Genomic DNA, 20,634 nt, shown 5'->3' with positions numbered 1-20,634 from the left:
CGATTCCCTCCTCTGAACATATCCTTCTGGACCTCGATGCTAGTCTGGTTACTCGATCAATTTGGACCACTACTGGAACGCCTCGAATTTTATTCGACGGGCGATTCCCGTGTATTCCTGACGGCACGAACGGCACTGGCCAGTTTGACCGCCTTTTTAATAGCGATACTTCTTGGTCCACTGGCAATTCGTTGGTTGCAGAATCGATTCCGTGAACCGATTAAAAGTGATTCGGAAAAACTAAACGAGTTACAGTCCGAGAAACAGAATACACCCACGATGGGTGGCATCTTTGTAGTGGGTTCTATCTTGATAGCGGTTCTGGCCTGGGGCGATCTGAGTAATCGTTTTGTGCAGTTAGGACTGTTCTCTGCGACTGCTTTTGCGGCACTGGGAGCCTATGATGATTGGACAAAACTCTCTTCTCAAAAAAATGGGCTAAAAGCCAAAGAAAAGCTATTGGCTCAATTTCTGATTTCCTCTATAGTCCTGCCGCTCCTGTATCTGGAGCTAAGAGAGATTGAAGGAGCGACCTCAATACTCTCTCCCATAGGTAGCTATTCGATTCCAATTGGAGTCGGTCTAATTGCCTGGGGCATGCTGGTTCTGGTCGGTAGTTCGAACGCAGTCAATCTGACCGATGGACTCGACGGACTCGCCAGCGGTTGCCTGATTATGTGTGGTTCTACTTTTGTGGCACTCACTTATCTGGCTGGCCATAAAGTACTGGCAGGTTATTTGAGCATTCCGTTTATACCGGGGTGCGGAGAACTCGCTATCGTGATGGGTGCCCTGGTGGGTGCCGTCATGGGGTTTCTCTGGTTTAACTGTTTTCCAGCTCAGGTGTTTATGGGAGATACGGGATCGTTATCTCTTGGAAGTCTGATCGGATTGGCAGCACTGACAGCGCGACAGGAAGCATTACTGGTAATTGCCGGTGGTGTCTTCGTGATTGAGACTATGAGCGTGATCTTGCAGGTCGGTTGGTATAAAATTTCGAAAAAAAGATTGATTGCCTGCTCTCCACTGCATAATCACTATTTATTCAAAGGCCAACATGAGATAAAAATCGTCACACGCTTTTGGATCGCAGCAGCACTGCTTGCCATCCTCGCCCTTGCCAGCCTAAAGATTCGGTAAAAAACTTTGTAAGCATATATCAGGCGGCGTTAGGGAGAGAGGGATTTGGGAAGCCGATTCGGTTGATAACATCAATCGGATCGGCTTCTCCCCTTTTCTAGACCAAGGTAATTCTTAGACTGCGATAAATCGCAATCCTTGGTAGCTCAAAGAAGCTCCACAAATCGTCTCACGCTAACGAATCTTAAAACGATGACGAACTACGAACGAGATCGTGGATTGTTTCTTTCGCTGGCCGGCGCGCTTGTCTGCTTCGGAATCATAATGGTCTACAGCGCGAGTATCACATCGTGGCCGACCGAGTTCGAACAGATTTATCTCTCACGCCATCTTGTTCGTCTGGCGATTGGCGTCAGCCTCGCCTACATCTGCTTCCTGATTCCTCCCCGCATCTGGTTCAAACTGGCGCCGGCTTTCTTTGCTTTAACGCTGCTGTTGTTAACGCTCGTTTTGCTTCCGGGACTGGGTAAAACGGTTAATGGAGCCCAGCGCTGGTTACAACTGGGTCCGCTTCGATTTCAACCTTCCGATCTTGGGAAAATTGCTCTCCCGCTATTACTCGCGCGAATGATCTGTTTGCGAAAAGAGCGTTTGTCCCATTGGATATATGGAACCATTCCACTTCTGATACCTCCTGCCATTCTGGTTCCCCTGGTAGTAATCGAACCTGATCTGGGCACGAGTCTGTTTTTATTACTTGGATGTGCCATCACTCTTTATGTGGGTGGGTGGCCTTTAAAGTACTTCATCGGTAGCGCCCTGGTGACGGTACCCGCTGTGGGTTCCCTGCTGGTGTTAAGACCGTATCAGCTCAAACGGATCACCGGGTTTGTCGACTCCTGGAATGATTTCGGGGCGGCACCGTACCAGTTGAAGCAATCGTTGATCTCTCTAGGTTCCGGTGGAACCTGGGGGACAGGACTAGGCAAAGGCTGGCAGAAACTGAGTTTTCTTCCGGAGGCGAATACCGACTTTGTCTTCGCAGTGATTGGAGAGGAACTGGGTTTGATGGGCACATTGACGGTGGTTCTGCTCTGGGCGGGCCTGTTCCTTGTCGGGTTTAAGTTGACACGAAGATTGAAAGCACGCAGCTTCGAGCAGATCGTCAGCTTCACATTAATTTGTCAACTGGTTCTTCAGGCCGGAATTAATATGGCCGTCGTGACTTCGCTAGTCCCTCCCAAAGGAATTCCTCTCCCTCTGCTGAGTTATGGAGGAACCAACCTGATTGTCAGCCTGATGACGTTAGGAATCATCGTCAGTCTCGCCAGACCTGATGAAGCACTGCATGTTCGTCTCGGGCAAATGGAGACGGAGACCGGATCCGAAACAAAGACAAACAAAAAAGCAGCTGTTTCCAATTCATCAAAAGCGAAGCCGGAAGAACCCCTTTCGCGCCGGGGAGTTGCCTGATGAGTTTACGGATCCTGTTTGCGGGGGGCGGGACTGGGGGACACCTTTTTCCCGGTATTGCCGTTGCTGAAGAACTGGGACGACGGGTCCCTGAGGTGGAAATCTGCTTTGCAGGTTCGACTCGACCAATCGAACAGCAGATTCTGGCACAAACGAGTTACAGACACCTTCAATTGGAGATGGAACCCTCGACCGGTTTTCGTCGTCATCCGTTTCGATCTCTCCACCGATTCCGAAAAGCATGTCAATTCGCTGCGGCTGAGCTGACTCATTTCAATCCAGAAACCGTCATCGGTTTGGGCGGCTTTGCCAGTCTTCCTTTTGTGTGGGCCGCCTCTCGCCAGCACCGACCAGTCATGTTGCTGGAGCAGAACATCATTGCAGGTCGTGCGACCAAACTGGGGAGTTATTTTGCCAATCAACTCTGTCTCTCCTTTCCTGAGACACAGGGTCGCTTATCTCCCAAACCAGAACATATTGTCACTGGTAACCCGGTGAGACAGTCCATTCTCCAGTCAGTCATTAGGTCCGTTCCATCGAGTGCTCGCAAGAAATTAATCGTACTCGGCGGAAGTCAGGGAGCTCATAATCTTAATACGCTCGTCTTACATGCGATTCGTACTTTGCAGACAGAACTGAAAGACTGGGAAATCTATCACCAGGCAGGTGAACAAGACGAGACACGCGTCCGCGATGGGTATCAGCAACTCTCGATCGATGTCAAAGTCGCTCCGTTCTTTGAGCGGCTGGAAGAACTCTATCACGGTGCTACTCTGGCGATCTGTCGTGCCGGGGCGACGACCCTGGCGGAACTCGCTTGCGCCGGATGTCCGGCGATTCTTGTTCCTTATCCGCATGCGATGGCCGACCACCAAACCGAGAATGCCCGCTACTTTGAAGCGAACGGTGCGGCCATCCTGTCACCAGAACCAGCCTCCGGTTTTGATAATGTGGATGCCTCCGAGAGTGATCAGAATCGACTGGGGCAGCATTTGCAACGGCTTCTGGAACAACCGGACAAGCTTATCGCGATGCAACAGGCGATGCGAAATCTGTCCCGTCCCACCGCGGCGGCTACAGTGGTCGATCTGCTTCTTCAGTAGGAATTTCTCCCTACTTCTCTTGTTTGGATACTTCGCGAGCGAAGGTCTTTCGGGACTGTCTGAGTACATCGTTCGATCAATGGGAACACTTGCGCGCCAGCATTGTTGAACTTTAATAGAACTGAGCCTCTATATGGATTTTTCGCAGACGGTCACACTGACCCGGTTCGATTTTACGGATGGTAGGGAGAAATCCAATTCTCAGAGCGCAGATTTGTCCGATAAATTTGACTAAGTGCACTTCCAACTCAAGTTGATCTACGAACGACTGTTCAAATATGGACTATTGTCCGATCCAATTTACTCGACCCCTCACGACAGGAATAAAATACGGGTTCTTCCCCGTGTTGATTTTAGTCGCGGGGTTGTGGTGCGCGCTTCCAGAGACAATTTCCGCAGCCGAACCACCCCGCTATCCAACAACGACAGAACTCGGAAATCCATCCGCCAGCAGTTCGTCCAAGGGAACCGAATCGATCTCGTTCAGTCAGAAAGTAACGGGATTCTTCAAGCGCGATAAGAAACCCCAGGTTGAGCAGAAACGATACGGTGCGTTTCAACAGGATTCCAAAACATCATCTCGTGAAACTGAGGATAGAGCGGAGAGTCCATCGGAAAAGAAAACCCTGCCTTCGGTCAGATCCATCCCGCAGTCAGAACTTGGCGAAAATAATTCTTACTCCCTGCATAAATACTCGAAGTCTCGAGCGACGACTAATCCCGAAATATCTCTCGATTCTCGATCGTTTGAATTAGGAGCTCGTTCTAAGATCTCAAACCCTGCCCGACAAGTTCGTGATATGGAAGTCGATTTCCAGAAGGCGAAATTCACTCAGGCGAACTTTCAGATTGATGGGGGTGCCCCCCAAGAATTGCAAAGCGATTCCGATTTGGGTGTACCGCCTCCCTTGCCGGTTCCACCAATGGACTTTGAACCCACACGCGTTCCACTGGAATCCGTTCCCCAATCCGAAAGTGTTCGGATTTCGAATGATGACGATTTGATCTCGCTCATTGTGCGGGACGCTCCTGTGGGAACGGTGCTTAGTTTGATTGCGGAGAATCAGGGAATCAACATTATTACATCGGGCGAAGTAGGAACCCGAATTTCCGTGACTGTCAATCGGGTGACTTTAGAAGACGCGTTGAACGCGATTCTGGCGAGTACGGGTTACACCTGGATTCGTAAAAATGGAATTATCATCATCAGCCCGATAAGTGGGGGCAGTGGATCCTCGCAGGTTCACGGAAAAGTATTGCGCGTCTTTAATCTGAATTTTCTCTCCGCAGTCGATGTCGATAAAACAGTGCAGGGATTGCTTTCACCGGTGGGTCACTCTTTCTTAAACGAGACCAGTTCAGACGATAATCGACGGACACAGGAAACGATTATCGTCGAAGACTTACCCGAATACGTCGACCGAATTTCGGCCTATATTGAACAGACGGACATACCGCCACGGCAGGTATTGATTGAAGCTCGAATTCTGGAAGTCGATCTGCGAAACGAGTTATCGCACGGAGTCAATCTGACGGCGTTAGCAGAGATCGCGGGGGCTGACATCAGTTTTAAAACACAAGGCTTTGCCAATCCGCTTTCTTCGCCTGCGTTCCTGTTTGGTATTGATGGCACGGACTTAGACGCGCTACTTGAAGCACTACAAACAACCACCGACACCAAAACGCTCGCGAATCCTAAACTGTTGGTATTAAACGGGCAGGAAGCGCGAATCCAGATTGGGGGACAACTCGGTTACCTCGTCACGACCACGACCGAGACCAGTACCCTGCAGAATGTTCAATTTCTGGATGTGGGTGTAGTGCTCACCGTCGTCCCTCGAATCAGTGATGATCGTCGAGTGTTGATGATGGTGAAGCCGGAAGTGTCGGAAGGACAGATCAATCTGTTGACGGGCCTACCAGAAGAAGAAACGACGGAAGTCGAAACATCGGTCATGGTGGGAAGCGGCGAAGGGATGGTCATCGGTGGGTTGATCAAAGAGATCGACAATGATGTACAAAACAAAATTCCAATTCTTGGCGACCTATGGGGTGTCGGACGACTGTTTCAACGTCGCCGAACGGAACGTCGTCGAACTGAAATTATCATCGTGCTTACGCCACACATTCTGCCGTATAACTACGACAAATTCTGTGAGCATGAAGTCGAAGTCCAACGGGTGATGACTCCGTTAGTGGAAGGTCAGTTGCAACCTGTGGATCGGCCTTGGGAACCACAACTTCCCGATGCCATGTACGATCCGCGTAAAATCGATTGGGACCGGGTGAAGGAAATCCCCCACAACCTGAAGCAACCTTATCCTAAACCGATCGAATATTACGTCCCCAGTGTGCAGGAAAAATATGGTCTCCAACCCTGGTCTGGACCGGTATGCTATCCCGATTATCCGGAACTGTGCGATTTGGAATCCATGCCAGAGTTCTCTCAATTGGAACCGATGGCGAGTACTCCTGAGCAATATGCGGAATCTGAACCTACTACTTCGCAGGACAACGAACATAAACTGAACAAAGTCGCTTTCGAGCGGACAAAACAGCACGAAAACCAGTCGGGAGAAATCCTGAATCTGGAATTCACAATTCCGGAAAAATTGTTTCCTGAATACCAAGTCGGGCCATTCACGAACGAATTTGAAATTGAACCGGTGATGCAGGAGTTACGGCATGGCAAACGATGAAAAAGAAATCCCGATTCCACCCGAGTTGAAGAAGCTGATCGAGAGTCGAGAAGGCGTAGATCGTCGCAAAAAGCAGGTCCACGTGATGCGCGAACGTCGTAGCGGAAAAGACCGCCGTGATGATCTGCCGGATGAACAGAAGTAGTCAGCCAAATTCGACTGTTTTATTTCGACATTAAGATGCGGCATCCGCTTCTACGGCGGATTTGAGATCGGTCATGTCTTTTAGTAGCATTTTGCGCAGCATCCCTTTCATCATCCAACCGGTGAGACAAACCATAATTTTTGCGAAGAAGGTTTGAGGAACGCAGTTGAAGTTGCTGGTGACTTTGGTTCCGCCGTTCTCGGCTGCGAAATGAATTTGCGTGATGTATTGTGATCCGCAATTATAGGCTTCCGCCTGGTACATCTGCGGAGGTTCGAATCGCGTGATGCTCATCTCTTCCGTTGATTGCTTGCCGAACATCATTCGGGTTTCCCGCCAGCGGGTTCCTGTTCCGACTGGCCCCTCTGTTAACAATTCTATTCGGATGATCTCTTCGATCCACTCCTCACAGTGAGGAAGATCAGAACCCTTGCGGAAAACTTCTTCCTGAGGAGCATCAATCCAGACTGATTCAGTGACTGCACTCATCTCAGCTCTCCTTTTTTCCAGAGTCTTCGGTTCGCTTCGCGGGAAGTTCAAGCCTTAAGGCCCGCTGTACCGCACTCGTTCCGAACCGTTCTCGAATGGCGTCTGTGGTCTCATCGAGACGGTTCAGTTTCTGGTGATCGTCTTCGCCGAACAAGCTTAGTTGCCGCTGCGATTCACCGTGAAGATGGCTCATACCGATTCCCAATAATCGGACGGGAAGAGATCGGCTAGGTGCTTTCTCTTCCAGTAGCATTGCAGCGATTTCCCAGATCTCTTGTGTCGTCTGCGTCGCGTGCGGTAATGACTGTGCCCGGGTAAACGTCTGGAAATCCGAGAAGCGAATTTTCAGATTAACTGTCTTGCCGAATAACTGATTCCGCCGCATTCGTCGCGCGACTTGCTCCGTTTGTTCGAGTAACCACATTTTCAAGACTTTCGGATCGCTCACGTCATTCGAAAACGTCGTTTCGTGTGATATGGATTTGGCCTGATGATCGGGTTGCACTTTGCGTTCATCAATCCCATGAGCCAGACGCCATAAATGAGTTCCAAACTTGCCGAACTTCCGTTCGAGATAACTGTCAGGGACTTGGCGTAATTCACCAATTGTTTTGATGCCCAACTGTTTGAAAGTCTTCTGAGAGACTTTGCCAACGCCCCACAGCCGACTGACTGCCAATGGATCGAGAAACTCCTGAACCCGATTCGGGTCAACTACGCAGAATCCGTCTGGCTTGTTGAGGTCGCTGGCAATTTTGGCGAGGTACTTATTCGGAGCCACACCTACCGAAGCAACCAGGTTTACTTCATCTTGGATTTGCTGTTTGATTTTATGGCCAATCTCGATGGAACTGCCAAACAACTGTTCCGATCCGGTCACATCCAGAAAAGCTTCATCCAACGACAAGGGTTCGACGAGCGGCGTGTAACTTTCCATAATCGCCCGAATCTGACGGGAGACTTCGGCGTAGTGCTGGTGTCTCGGGCGGATGTAGACGCCATTTGGACAAAGTCGGCGAGCCGTCACCATCGGTTGAGCACTATGGACGCCATAGGTACGTGCTTCATAATTGGCCGCGCACACGACCCCTCGTCCTTCTGACGAGTATCCGACGATCACCGGCTTCCCGATTAACTCCGGCTGGTCTCGTTCTTCCACAGACGCATAAAAAGCGTCCATATCGATATGCAAGATCATGTAGCGATCGATTCGTAGAAGAGGGATAGATGTCAGTAAACGACTTTAGATGTCTGCAATTAAATGCTCTGATAGACTTTTGGCTTCGATCTCGCTTCGCGCCTGGTGGGCTGTTACACTGAGAAGGATCGTGTTCAACACGTCTCTACCCACCGCAAAACTCCTTCCTTCGGAATCCTGCCGATGTCATTCCATTCTACCCCCTCAACCTGTCGGGGCAAACAATCGCTCACGGCTTCTTTTGTATTCCTGATATTCGCAATCGTCGCGTTCTCGCTGAATTCATTGAGTACGCATCAGCGATTGCTCGCGCAAGAGGATTCTCAAACGATTCCCGTTGATCCTGTGGATCGAGAAGGGGAAGACTGGACTCGCTTTCTGGGACCGCGCGGTACCGGCGTTTCGGGAGAAAAGGGTCTGCTGGATAACTGGCCTGTGGAAGGTCCTCCTCTCGTCTGGTCGAAAGAGATTGGCATTGGTTACAGCTCGCCCTCCATTCTGGGCAATCGAATGGTCGTGCATCATCGTCCCCGCGACGGTCGCAATCCTGGCCCCGTGGAAGTGGTGGAATGCTTGCAGGCGACGGACGGAAAATCGATCTGGAAATACGAATACCCCAGTAGTTTTTCGGACCCTTACGGTTACAACGAAGGGCCCCGTTGCTCTCCTGTGCTCGAAGAGAATCGCTGTTTTACACTCGGCCCCGAAGGCATGCTGCTCTGTCTCGATCTTCTCTCCGGCCAGAAAGTATGGGAGCACCAGCTCAAAGAAAAATTTGAAGTCCCTGATGGTTTTTTTGGCGTGGGGTGCAATCCCATTATTGACGGCGATAAACTCATTGTCCTCGTCGGTGGCCAGAGTGATGCGGGGGTTGTTGCATTCAACAAAGAGACGGGCGATATCATCTGGGAAGCCGTTGGCAAGAAAACCTGGGAAGGTGTTTCCACTGGCCAACGCAATCAGACTTATACGTGGACCGGTGACGAGGCGTTGGTCAGTTATTCTTCTCCAATCGTCGCGACCTTCCACGGCAAAAAACATCTTATCTGCCTGATGCGTCAGGGACTCGTTTCCCTTGATCCGGAAACGGGTGAAGAGAACTTTAAATACTGGTTCATGTCCCGTACGTTCGAATCGGTCAACGCCGCCACTCCAGTCGTCATTGATGATAAAATCTTCATCTCAGCCGCCTACCGGGTTGGCTCCGCTTTGCTTGAGGTTGGTGAAGATGGCAACTCTTACGAAGTTCTCTGGCGGGATACCCGAAACATGCTGACGCACTGGTCAACGGCGATCCAAGTTGGTGACTATCTCTATGGTTTCAGTGGGCGGCACGAAAATGAAGGTCACTTCACCTGCATCAGCGTGGAATCAGGCAAGGTCGAATGGCAGACGCGTGGATTTGAAGGCGATCCTCTTGTACGTTTGGAACAGAATCCGGAAACAAGATCGCTCACCGACAAGAAAACAGGCGTCCAAGCTCCCTGGCCCTATTATGGGCGTGGTTCCATGATTCTTGCTGATGGCAAATTCATCGTGCTGGGAGAACGGGGTACACTCGCACTCGTCGAAGTTTCTTCCGAAGAATTCAAAGAGATTTCTCGAACCTTCGTCGAGGGGCTGACCTACCCAACCTGGGCCGCTCCGATCCTGTCCCGCAAGCGACTTTACCTGAGAGCCGAAAGTAAAATCTTCTGCTTTGATCTGGCTGGTGAATAACCCGGTTACGGAGTCTCTTGAGTGTAAGGCAGCATTTCCTGCACAATAGTATTGTCATCCAGTTCGACGTTCTCCGATTCAATCTGAATGATGCCCATTCCCGAAGACTTCGGTTTGTCTCGGTTCTTGTAGATGCCCGAGATGGTATTGCGTTTCAGTAGAACCTGGTCAACTTCTTCGAGGTAAATGCCCGCCTGCTTGACCATGTAACCACTTCCCTGGTAGCGGCCGGTGTTCACAATCAGGTTATCAATGATTTTAATCTCTTCACTCGAGCGTGCCGGTCGTTCATGATCGAAGCGGGCTGTCATATCGATCCCCACATAAATTCCGTGGGTCGGCATCTGAATAATCTTATTCTTCGCGAGAAGCGCCTGTCGTACTCCGCCCAAGGCAATTCCCCGCCCAAAGTTTTTGGCATGCGGTTGGCTGACACCGACAATCGTGTTGTTTGCAATGGTGACATTCTGATTCTGGCCGTGGTAGGTGTAGTAACCCGCCGAGGAGAGCCAACAGGCGATGCCGTCATCGCCGACATTTTCGATATGATTATCAATTACTGTCAACTTTTCGATTAATCGATTATCGCGATCACCACTATCGATCCATTGTCCTTCTTTCAGTTCGCTCTTTGATCGACCGTAACTGGTCACTCCATCCCGACCGACATCTTTGATGGTGCAGTTCCGTACCAGAATATGGGTGCAACCACTCAAGTTGATTCCCATACCGGCCACATTTTTGATAGTGACATTCGCAATGGTAACGTCCTCCACCATCCGAATAGCCAATCCATGAACCAGTTGATGCCCTGGGCCCAGTGGGAGCCCGTCGTGATCGCCAATGATTGTTAAATCTTTAATCGTTAAGCGACTGTGGCTGCGGACGAGTGTGCCGAGGCATTCGCCATCTTTGGGGGTCAATCCTTCAAACCGAAGTACGCTGTCTTTGGACCCCTTGATTAGATCAATCGTCGGCGGAATGACAACGCGTCCGTGCACCTGTTGTTCTCCCGGGTGCAGCGTGAGCGTTGAATTGCTAACCTTTCCGATCGTGGATACATCGAGATCGGCACCATAAGTGAGGGTGCAGCTGAGAATAATAGAGAAGACGGACAGGCTTTTGATGATCATATGCAAAGTTGTAATTCTGACATTGTCTTTAAGGACGGTTCGATAATTTCTTCGCTTAGAAACTAAAGCGAATTCTGGACCGTGCGCGCCGTTATTCTATACACCCAGCCCGTTCCTGTCTGGCCCCTTACTCATCATCCAGCGGAATGCCCAGATTTTCCATTCGTCTGTACAGCTTGGCGCGTGTGAGTCCTAAACGTTTGGCAGCGTTGGTTTTAATTTGTCGACAGTCGGCCAGAGTCTCTTCAATCAGCTCTTTTTCAATTCTTTTGAGTGCAATGTCGAGCGGTTCCTGTTCTTTAAGCGGGTCGGTCAATTGCTGGGCATCGCGGCCGGTTCGGAATGAGAAGGGTAGATCGTCCAATGCAATTTCGCTGCCGAGGCAGTTGGCATACGCGTCCCGTACCGTCGTCTGTAGTTCATTCAGATTTCCGGGCCAGTGGTATTGCTTCAATTGTTCCCAGACCGAGGAATCGAAACCACTGATTTGCTGGTCGATTTCGAATAGCCGACTGCATTGTTCCAGAAAAAATTGAGCCAGTAGAGGTAAGTCTTCCGGTCGTTCACGTAACGGGGGAAGATGAATCTGAAGAGGTGCCAGCAAGTAGAAAAATTCTGTGGAGAAAACATTGTCTTCGCGAAGTTGAGCGAGCGATTGACGCAGACCCACCATCAGTCGAGGACGACGCTGAGAGGTGACGCTGCTGAACTGCTGGACCAACCATTGTTGGATCTCGCGCGGAAGATATTCTACTTCTTCCAGATAGAGCGTTCCCGGTTGGAGACCGGAAGGCAATTGATCATCGTCACTTGCTGCAAATAACTGCTGAAGTTCTTCCTCAAGCTGAAAGTCCGTCAGGCTGTTACAGTTCAATGGGACAAAGGCTCGACTTTGAGGATTGTCCGCATGATGAATGATGCTCGCGACGTGTTGTTTACCAACGCCTCGTTCTCCCGACAGACAGATCGGTTGTGATTTACCAACACCAAGCTGGATCTGTTCCAGAACTGATTTCATCACGGGAGACTTAGCGATGAATCGATCCAACTCGTACTGTTGTCGCAAGCTAATACGAAGCGCCGCCAGTTCCGTATGGACAGAGTGTGAGGGGCGCGGTTTATCAGGTTTGTTGGTTGAAGTCAGTTCGCCAATGCTTCCCCAGACCGCTTGACAGAGACCTTCTTCATCAAGCAGGGGTGTAAAACGAATTAACTTAGACAGAGGTCGTTCTGTCGACCGGCGATGACGCACGAAGGTGGGTACCGCGATTGATTCCCCTTGCCACACTTCTTCCGGAGGGGCGAGAATCGAAGTCACCGATTCCGGTTGAAGGGGATCTGGTTCCGTGACGTAACGACATTCACGGTCTCCCAGTTCTGCCATCGTCCAACCGAACAACTCTTCGCATCCTCGGTTGAACAGGACGACCCGGCGCTGAACATCAAGTACGAAGCAGGGACTGTCACTTTTCGCTACCAGAGAATCCCAATTGCGTAGTCGTTTGGCGGCCATCCGTTTTTCTTATTCGTACGGGGAAAGTTCGTGCGGGAACAGGCTGTTTAAGAAGTCGTGAGCCGTTTGGCGTTTGTTTGAAAACGCTCAATAGCCTTCAGTAGAACAGGGAGCAAAAACAGGTTTCCGGCGAGACCGCCCAGCATGGCGAGACTGACGAGAATTCCAAAGTAAATCAGCGGGATGAAATGAGAAAGGGTCAAAACACTGAAACCCGCAATCAATGCCAGGTTCGCATAAACTAAAGCTTTTCCTGTCGCCTGGTGAGTTCGGTGAATCGCTTCCTCAAATGTGGCTCCGGACTCACGCTCCCGGCGGAAAGAGGCCAGGTAGTGAATGCTTGAGTCGACTGTTAAACCGAGAGAAACCGAGGCGATCATTGCCGTCGCTATATTGATCGGCACGCCGAACCATCCCATAAAACCGATGACGACGATAATTGGAAAGAGGTTCGGCACGATTGAAATTAACCCAATCAGCAAGCTCCGAAACGCGAGGCTCATCATCAGGAAAATTCCCAGACCGGCAAAGAGAAAACTGATCAACTGGTCAGAGAGCAGGCTGTCGATCAGGTAGGCCAATAGTACATATAACCCCGTGGTTTTTGCCTCACCGAATTCTTTGGCGACAATCTGTTGAGCGGAATGTATTAAGGCCAGTTTCTGTTCGGATGGTTGCCGTTCCTGCGCCCGCAATACGATTCGCATTCGTTGTTCGTCCACATTATAGAGCGAGTCCACAAAATTCTTTTGAAACCCATTCAACAGCGCCATTCGTTTTCGCAGGGAACTGGCGACGATTGGAATTCGAGGAATTGTGTTGACGCCGTCAGCCAGCGAGATGACTTTCGTAAGGTATGTCTCTTCATCAACGCGTAATTCCCGCAGTTGGTCGGATACCTTCTCGACGCGTTCCAGAAAGGCTTCGTTCAATTCGTCAGGAGCGGGAAAGTTGACCTCCCAGTTTCCGGCGCCTCCCAGGTGCGATTCTACAAAGTTTAAAGACTGGACAATGGGACTCGACTCGCGAAAGTTACGACTGAAGTCGGTTTCGACTCTCAGCTGGGTAAATCCAATCCCCGCCAGAACGAGTAGTCCAAGAAATCCGCCTACAACGCGTTTCGGATGACGTTCGAGTAGCATGGCCTGATGGTAGAGCAAATTCCCCAAATGTGAGTTTGGTGCGTTAGAATCGGGGGAATCAAGCCTGGTCACCTTTCCAGATCGCCACAATACGCCGCCCGGAACGAATAGCAGAACCGAGACCAGCACCATTAACGATGCCAATGCCATCATAATTCCAAAACTTTGCACGGGCCGGATCTGACTGGACAGCAACGCACCAAAACCAACCGCAGTCGTCGCACAGGTCCAGGCGATCGCCGGTAATAGTTTCTGCATCGTCTCGCTCAAAGCATCACTGGGGGACAGTAAGTTACGAGCGGACAGGTAATGAACGGCGATATGTGTGATCGTTGCAATTCCGATGATCATCACGAGTGAGTTCAACATCGAGCTAACCATACTCAATTGGGCTTCGCTCATTACCAGAATCGCTTCAGTTCCCTTGATGGAAAACAGGCACATGGTAATCGGAAGCAAAACCCAGCGAAGGCTGCGGAAGAAACAAAGCAGGACGACCCCCAATAGACCGAGGGAAGCGTAAAAAAGATTTCGCCCATCCTCTTCAACGTAGTTGAACATCTCCTGAATTTGAACCGGCTCACCCACGACATATGTCTTACGTGATTGTTGTTCAGCAATCTCCTTGATTTCACGAATCGTTTCGGAGCGGGGAACAATAGCCTCTTGTTCCGGGACGAGCCGCATCACCACAGCGTTTGTTTGCCGGTCTTCTCCAATGAGAATCCCTTCGATGAGATTCGTGATGCGCTTGCGTGTGTGTTTGAAATCGAGAGTCGTCGCCAGATTCTGCACTGAATCTGTCTCGACGCCTTGAACACCCTCTGGCCGGTCGATTGAGGGGGCGTCCGATTCACTCGTCTCATATTCCTCATCGGGGCGTACTCCAGTTAGTTGCTCGACGAGGGTATGAATTTCATCAATCGATTTCTCGTTGAGCTCCAATTCATCCTGATTGTCAAACAAATCGGGATTCTGATTGACCAGAATGACAAACTCATCTCCACCAAAGAATTTCCGGCTCTGGACGTAATCCGCCAGATGAACATTGTCGTTCGCATACATAGATTCAATCGACTGATCGAAAGAAATCCGATTTGCGACCGGCCAGAAAATGATGATCAGTGCGATACCCGTGAGCAGAAGAATCCACCGCAACCGGATCAACAGATGAACCAGGCCGTCGAGGCTGCTCGAAGAATGGGAAGGTTGTTCGCTGGAGGCGCTCACGCGTGTTCATTTCATCCGAGAAAAATTATTACCGGTTGTTTCCGTACAATCCTGGATCTGGCCGTCACTGAGCTATCGGTCCTTAAGTTGTCGTTTTTTCTGGTGACTATCCTCAACTGATGATCATATTCGTCTGAGCTAAACGAATGGAGCCCAGTAGCTTCCGTGTCGCCACTAACTCCTGGGTAAGTCCCTCCACGAGGTCGACCTTATTTTCTGGCAAAACATCCCAGGTATATGTTTCGACTTCCAGATGCGGAGCGTAGGTGAGCTGATGCACGGCGTCGAGCGCTTTCTTCAAATCATGACGTGTCGTGCCCAACGGCCCCACTTGTTCGGCGTTGACGGGCACATGATAGTGGACTCGCCAGACGTCGGCCTCGGCAAAGTCGGCCGGAGGGGACATCGCAAATTCCTTCGTTAGATCGACCAGTCGACGAATTTCGCCTGCGGCATTTCTGGCCATCGTCTGATGCAGATACCGGGGTTCCACGTATCGACTAAGTACTTCTCGCAATTCGGCTGCTGTGCCCGGGTTTTTGATTTCAATCGCGCAAGTGATATGCACCTTGTTGATGCGAATTTCCTGGTCTTCCAGTCTTTTGATCGATGCACCCACATTTTCGAATTCAATCGATTGGTGGCAGACATCGTAGCAGACGCCAATATGTCGTTTAACTTCGTCGAGAAGGTTCTGCTCCGTTGCAATGGCGAACAACTTCTCAAAAAAGGCGATCGTTTCGTCGGTCGTTTCCAGAAGACAAAAGGGTTCAGGTTCAATCGCCAATCGGACGACATTCCCTGTCTCGTCGTGTAAGTCATCCAGCTTCTGGGCGAGTTCGATAAGTTTACCGATCGCGACCTGCTCAAAGTTATCTGCGTAATCAAACTGTTTGAACCCGAGCGGGACTGTTGAAATGGAGCCTTCGCGACCTTCCGGGAGAATCCCCGCGAGAATACGGGCACAATCGAAGGTGTAGTTCAACCGTTCGTCCGTAGACCAGTCGGGCAGGTAGACCTGCTCTTTCACTCGGTCACTGTGGAAATTACCATAGGGGAAGGCATTTAGAGTGTGGCAGGTTAAATCTCGAGCGGCCAGTTCCTGGGCGAGTTTTGTTACCCCGTCGGGCTCGCTTAGAATTTCATCGGTGACCGATTTCGCCAGCCACAGCCCGGCTGCCAGCTCGCTTCCATATTTCGCTTTCACGGGAACGGTGTACTGAGTTAACCCTGCAAGAACTTCAGGTACAGTTTGCGCCGCGTGCACATTGGTGCAATAACAGAGAGGAAGAGTGCTGAGAGACATACAAAACCTGTAGAAAAGAAAAATCAGTTGATGACAATGCGGGAAGAATACGTAACTGTTTAAGGTGCTTTCTTCGGCCGCTATTCTAGCAGAACCAGAGGAAGCTCACACCGAACTGCCTCTCGACTTGCGACCGGAAGAGGAGATTCTCTTATTTTGGACGCTACATTTTCCTGTTTTTATTGTTCAATTCAGAGGACAGGGCTGCATAATGGTAGATTCTTCAGACAGGCCGTTCGTCCTAACTAGTTTAATAACAGGCAGTAGCGCAAGATAGGGATGCTTGGCGACCCTGTAGGACTGATTTATCCGTTCCTGATCTCAATAATAATTGCTCCGAAACCAATCCTTGGTTAACGGGAGTGAATTTCCCCTATAGCAACGAGAACGACTGATTCGTGGTGACGACGTCTTCCCTGGATTTAAAATATCTGAAAGATCCCGACGTGCGACTGATGTTGCGTGTCCGCGATGGGGATGAAAAAGCATTCAGTCAACTCGTCGAAAATTACCAGGACCGCATTGTCGGTATATTTTCGCATATTCTCGCTGACCACGAAGCAGCAGAAGACTTGGCACAGGAAGTTTTCCTACGCGTCTACCGAACCCGCAGGGGATATCTACCGACCGCCAAGTTCTCGACGTATATCTTTCACATTACGAACAATCTGGCGAGTAATACCCGTCGGAAAAAAGGGCGCCGGAAAGAAGTCGCAATGCCGGGAGGCAAATCGACCGTGTTTGGCGTGCGACCGGAAGAAGAACTGGCTGTCGAGAAATCGGCACTCATGCCTGCCCGACAAGTGACCCGTGAAGAATTGCGAGGTCAGGTTCGGGAATCGCTCGAATCACTATCTGATCGAGAAAAGACAGCCATTCTGTTTCACAAGTTTGAAGGAATGAGCTACCTGGATATCGCCGCCGCGATGGACATGACGGAACCCGCCGTCAAATCATTACTCGCCAGGACGCGGGAAAAATTGAGAGTCATTCTGGAACCCCTGATCCGTTAAAGGAACGAAACGAAACAAATAAATTGCCCCACACGATTTTCGACCTCACCACTTTGTGTTTTTCGTAGACCTGTAATTCCATGAAAAAAATTGTTCGAGTCAGTTCAGACCTGCGATCCAATCTGGTTGCCTATCTCGATGGGGAACTGGACGAGGATGCCTCACACAATGTTGAGATTCTGCTCGCTCAGAGCGAAGTTGCCCGGCATGATGTGGAGATGCTCTCTCGCAGTTTTGACTTGCTCGATATGTTACCCCAGGAAAAAGCATCCGAAAATTTCACAGAGCAGACCATGGCTTCCATCGCGGCGATCGAAAGCCACATCCCCTTGTTTCATCAACGCTGGTTCCACTGGGTACGCAAAGGGTTGGTTGTGCTCTGCTGGTTGGGAATTATGGGAGCGGCTAGTTTCGGTGGATACGTGGTCGGACAGCAAATCTGGCCAACACGAACAGAGCAGGTTCTCGAAGAACTTCCGCTCTATGAGAATCTCCACATTTACCGGGAAATGGGCGATGTAGAACTGCTTCGGCAGCTCCTGCAACAAAACCTGAGCGGTCCCCTTCAAGGGGAATACCCCGAAGAAGTTGCTCCGACTGACGAGGAGGGTCAGGAATGAATCAATTCTCCAAGAAGACGAAAATGATCGGGGCGACCTCAATTCTTCTGACGGGTGGGATTATTATCCTGTTCGTTGCTCGACAACTTGAAGCGGCTGATCCCAAAGCGGGTTCGGAATTGTTAAAACTCTCGCATTCTGAAAAAGTACAGGTCGAGAAAAACCTGAATTACTTCCAATCGCTCTCTCCGGAAGACCAAACGGAACTTCGGGAGATGCACAAAAAGATTCAGGGAACGAACGATCTCCGTAACATGTTCAACATCTACTGTGACTGGTTAGATTCGTTGACCCCCTGGCAGCGTAAAGAACTGGCCGAAACAAATAGCGTTCATGAACGTATGGCGTTGATCAATCGGTTTCTTGAAGAAAACCGCGCGCAGGAGAACCAGAAAAAAATGTTCGATCAGTTGCGCGAAGAAGAGCTTTCCAATCAGCAGGAAACGGAAGCTCGTCTGGCGCAGTTGCCTGCCGAAATAGCGTCGATTCTGGAACCACTTCGCCAAAAAATGAAACTGGAACCTGAAGTTCAGCAAAGTCTCGACCTCCTTGATCAGCAGGACCAGAACGCACGACTACTCCGTATCGCGCTCGAACAGGAATTCAAAAAATCAGGGCGTGAGCAGGATGAAGAATCGAAACTGGTTACTTCCGATATGGTCAAGGAGATGATTCGCCGGATTCCGAATAAAGAGACCCGCAAATGGTTGGAGAAGATTCCCCCTCAAGGGCACGGAATGGCCGTCTTCCATTTCATCCATCATCAGATTGAAAGCTACTACCGCGATTTCGCCAAGAAGGGGCAGGAACCGACTATCGAGCAACTGGAAGATGTCTTTGACAAGTTGGATGAAAAAGTCAAAGCCGATATTGGCCCTGCCAATCAACCGCCAGAACGGTTCAAACGGTTATTGAAAAAGTACTGGCTGAATCAAGATTTGGGCGAGATCGAGCGGCTTCTGAATTCTCAGCGCAAACGTGATTCACGCGGTCGACCGGGTGGACGTTCCCGGCATCGACGTCCAGACGACGACCGGTCCCGGTTTGGCTCCCCTCCACGCCCAAATCCCTCCTCTGACGAGCGTCCGAAGGATTAATACAGGTAAATATCCCTGCTCTAGTCATTCGAATCAATGTTCATGAGGCGTTTAAACACCTGCATCTTTGGTTGATGACGGACTGCGAACCTGCGTAACGCATGATGAAAAGCGTCTATAAAGGCTGGCTCTCGGTTGATGACTCGCGTTACACTGGAAACTATCAACACCGCTCTTTAATCGGGATTATCACTTCAGATTCATCTCTTCGACACGCACTATTATTCAAAAGGAACAAAAAGTGAGCCAACAAAACCGACGCGATTTCATGAAAACTTCTGCGGCCACCGCGCTCGCCGCTGGATCGATGCCTTACTGGTTCTCTCCTCAGCCGGTTGAGGCCAATTTTAAATCGGCATTGGAACGACCTGTCATGGGTTGCATCGGAACCGGTAGCCGCTGGGATGACGTCGGTGGTCGTCGTGCCGTCAAATTTGCCGACATTGTTGCCGTCTGTGATGTTGATAAACGCCACCTTGAAAAAGCCAAAAACAAAGTCAAAGCCGAACTGGGTAAAGCGCCTGAAGCATTCGAAGACTACCGCAAGATTCTCGACAACAAAGACATCGAAGTTGTCACAATTGTTACCACCGACCACTGGCATACAAAAATTGCCATCGAAGCGATGAAAGCGGGCAAAGACGTTTACTGTGAAAAGCCGCTCACGTTGACCATCGAAGAAGGCAAGATGATCAACAAAGTTCAAAAAGAAACCGGTCGCGTTTTCCAGGTAGGAACTCAGCAGCGTTCCGAAATGGGCCTGCGATTCCTCAGAGCGATTGCCATGATTCGTGATGGCCGCATTGGCGATGTCCACACCGTCACCTGCAACATTGGTCAGGCTCCCGTCAGTCCCAGTATTCCCGCAGTGGCAGCTCCTTCGGACCTCAACTGGGAAATGTGGCTCGGACAGGCACCTCTCGTTGATTACCGTTACATGGAACTGACCAACAGCAGTGGCAAAATCCAGCCGCAGACTCGCGGCCACTACGAATTCCGTTGGTGGTACGAATACTCCGGTGGCAAGATGACCGACTGGGGCGCTCACCACGTCGACATCGCTAGCTGGGCCTGCGGTCTCACCGAGACCGGCCCACAGACGATCACACCCATCATGGCCGAGCATCCTGTCGAATTTAAAGATGGTATGCCGCTTCAGGATGACATGTACAACGTCGCCACAAAATTCGACGTGCAGTTGAAATTCGAAAACGGCATTACGATGAACATCGTTTCCGACTCGGATGATGGTAACGGAATTCTGTTTGAAGGAACCGAAGGTCGCTTCCATGTCAGCCGCGGATCGATGAAAGGCAAACCGGCTGAAGATTTGGAAACGAATCCCATCACCGACGATCAGATCGCCGAAGTCTACGGTGGCAAAATGCCCGAAGGTGGGTCATTTGCTCACATGAATAACTTCCTGGAATGCGTGAAGACAGGGGAACAACCGATTTCCGATGTTCACACTCATCACCGCGCTCTGACCAACTGTCACCTGGCAAACATCGCCATTCGGCTAAATCGGGAACTGAAATGGGATCCGACGACCGAACAGATTATCGGCGACAGCATGGCTCAGGAAATGCAGGGCCGCGAGCAACGCAAAGGTTACGAAATCGAAGCTTAATTCGACTAGATAACAACCACTGTTAAACAACAAAACCCGCATCG

At 50.3% G+C, this 20,634-nt stretch carries 16 protein-coding genes; 10 read left to right on the top strand and 6 right to left on the bottom strand.

Annotated features, from left to right (window positions below):
* Positions 1 to 36: 36 nt before the first annotated feature.
* The 5 genes from mraY to Pla110_RS22710 all read left to right on the top strand — a co-directional run bounded on the left by mraY (position 37) and on the right by Pla110_RS22710 (position 6,500).
* On the top strand, positions 37 to 1,140 hold the full coding sequence (gene mraY, locus Pla110_RS18790) for a phospho-N-acetylmuramoyl-pentapeptide-transferase (RefSeq protein WP_144998062.1): 1,104 nt from the start codon (positions 37 to 39) through the stop codon (positions 1,138 to 1,140).
* 192 nt (positions 1,141 to 1,332) lie between these two features.
* On the top strand, positions 1,333 to 2,553 hold the full coding sequence (gene ftsW / locus Pla110_RS18785) for a putative lipid II flippase FtsW (RefSeq protein ID WP_144998060.1): 1,221 nt from the start codon (positions 1,333 to 1,335) through the stop codon (positions 2,551 to 2,553).
* Positions 2,553 to 3,656, top strand: coding sequence for an undecaprenyldiphospho-muramoylpentapeptide beta-N-acetylglucosaminyltransferase (gene murG / locus Pla110_RS18780; protein WP_144998058.1), 1,104 nt, complete (start codon positions 2,553 to 2,555; stop codon positions 3,654 to 3,656). The genes ftsW and murG overlap by 1 nt, the downstream gene beginning before the upstream one ends.
* Before the next feature lie 800 nt (positions 3,657 to 4,456).
* A complete protein-coding gene (locus Pla110_RS18775) occupies positions 4,457 to 6,355 on the top strand; it encodes a secretin and TonB N-terminal domain-containing protein (protein ID WP_197440287.1) in 1,899 nt (632 codons plus the stop codon).
* Entirely contained in the window at positions 6,342 to 6,500 is a 159-nt protein-coding gene (locus Pla110_RS22710; RefSeq protein ID WP_197440286.1) for a hypothetical protein, read from the top strand. Before Pla110_RS18775 ends, Pla110_RS22710 begins: the two co-directional genes overlap by 14 nt.
* Positions 6,501 to 6,530: 30 nt before the next feature.
* Here Pla110_RS22710 and Pla110_RS18770 read toward each other — a convergent pair whose 3' ends face one another.
* Together Pla110_RS18770 and dinB are read right to left on the bottom strand one after the other, a co-directional pair.
* Positions 6,531 to 6,989, bottom strand: a complete 459-nt coding sequence (locus tag Pla110_RS18770; protein ID WP_144998054.1) for an SRPBCC family protein — start codon at positions 6,987 to 6,989, stop codon at positions 6,531 to 6,533.
* A gap of 1 nt (position 6,990) precedes the next feature.
* A complete protein-coding gene (gene dinB, locus Pla110_RS18765) occupies positions 6,991 to 8,187 on the bottom strand; it encodes a DNA polymerase IV (RefSeq protein ID WP_144998052.1) in 1,197 nt (398 codons plus the stop codon).
* 183 nt (positions 8,188 to 8,370) lie between these two features.
* On the opposite strand from dinB, the gene Pla110_RS18760 reads away from it, so the two are divergent.
* Positions 8,371 to 9,906 carry an outer membrane protein assembly factor BamB family protein gene (locus Pla110_RS18760; RefSeq protein WP_144998050.1) on the top strand — a complete coding sequence of 512 codons (1,536 nt, stop codon included), beginning with the start codon at positions 8,371 to 8,373 and terminating at the stop codon, positions 9,904 to 9,906.
* A gap of 5 nt (positions 9,907 to 9,911) precedes the next feature.
* Here Pla110_RS18760 and Pla110_RS18755 read toward each other — a convergent pair whose 3' ends face one another.
* The 4 genes from Pla110_RS18755 to eboE all read right to left on the bottom strand — a co-directional run bounded on the left by Pla110_RS18755 (position 9,912) and on the right by eboE (position 16,230).
* Positions 9,912 to 11,039: a right-handed parallel beta-helix repeat-containing protein gene (locus tag Pla110_RS18755; RefSeq protein WP_144998048.1), complete on the bottom strand. Its 1,128-nt coding sequence runs from the start codon at positions 11,037 to 11,039 to the stop codon at positions 9,912 to 9,914.
* Positions 11,040 to 11,166: 127 nt separating this feature from the next.
* Entirely contained in the window at positions 11,167 to 12,552 is a 1,386-nt protein-coding gene (locus tag Pla110_RS18750) for a sigma 54-interacting transcriptional regulator (RefSeq protein WP_144998046.1), read from the bottom strand.
* A 47-nt stretch (positions 12,553 to 12,599) separates the two neighbouring features.
* On the bottom strand, positions 12,600 to 14,924 hold the full coding sequence (locus Pla110_RS18745; protein WP_231742607.1) for an efflux RND transporter permease subunit: 2,325 nt from the start codon (positions 14,922 to 14,924) through the stop codon (positions 12,600 to 12,602).
* A gap of 112 nt (positions 14,925 to 15,036) precedes the next feature.
* A complete protein-coding gene (gene eboE / locus Pla110_RS18740) occupies positions 15,037 to 16,230 on the bottom strand; it encodes a metabolite traffic protein EboE (protein ID WP_144998043.1) in 1,194 nt (397 codons plus the stop codon).
* A 401-nt stretch (positions 16,231 to 16,631) separates the two neighbouring features.
* Between eboE and Pla110_RS18735 the strand changes: the two genes are divergently transcribed.
* The 4 genes from Pla110_RS18735 to Pla110_RS18720 all read left to right on the top strand — a co-directional run bounded on the left by Pla110_RS18735 (position 16,632) and on the right by Pla110_RS18720 (position 20,590).
* Complete coding sequence (locus Pla110_RS18735; RefSeq protein WP_144998042.1) at positions 16,632 to 17,243, top strand: RNA polymerase sigma factor; 612 nt, start codon at positions 16,632 to 16,634, stop codon at positions 17,241 to 17,243.
* Positions 17,244 to 17,323: 80 nt separating this feature from the next.
* Positions 17,324 to 17,863 carry an anti-sigma factor family protein gene (locus tag Pla110_RS18730; RefSeq protein ID WP_144998040.1) on the top strand — a complete coding sequence of 180 codons (540 nt, stop codon included), beginning with the start codon at positions 17,324 to 17,326 and terminating at the stop codon, positions 17,861 to 17,863.
* The gene (locus Pla110_RS18725; RefSeq protein WP_144998038.1) at positions 17,860 to 18,960 is read left to right on the top strand and encodes a hypothetical protein; all 1,101 of its coding nucleotides are present in this window, start codon (positions 17,860 to 17,862) and stop codon (positions 18,958 to 18,960) included. Before Pla110_RS18730 ends, Pla110_RS18725 begins: the two co-directional genes overlap by 4 nt.
* A gap of 241 nt (positions 18,961 to 19,201) precedes the next feature.
* The gene (locus tag Pla110_RS18720) at positions 19,202 to 20,590 is read left to right on the top strand and encodes a Gfo/Idh/MocA family oxidoreductase (protein ID WP_144998036.1); all 1,389 of its coding nucleotides are present in this window, start codon (positions 19,202 to 19,204) and stop codon (positions 20,588 to 20,590) included.
* The last annotated feature ends 44 nt before the right edge of the window (positions 20,591 to 20,634 follow it).

This window comes from Polystyrenella longa (assembly GCF_007750395.1).
Classification (GTDB): Bacteria; Planctomycetota; Planctomycetia; order Planctomycetales; family Planctomycetaceae; genus Polystyrenella; species Polystyrenella longa.
The sequence above is the reverse complement of the archived record's forward strand: the minus strand, read 5'-3'. Positions and strand labels throughout refer to the sequence as shown.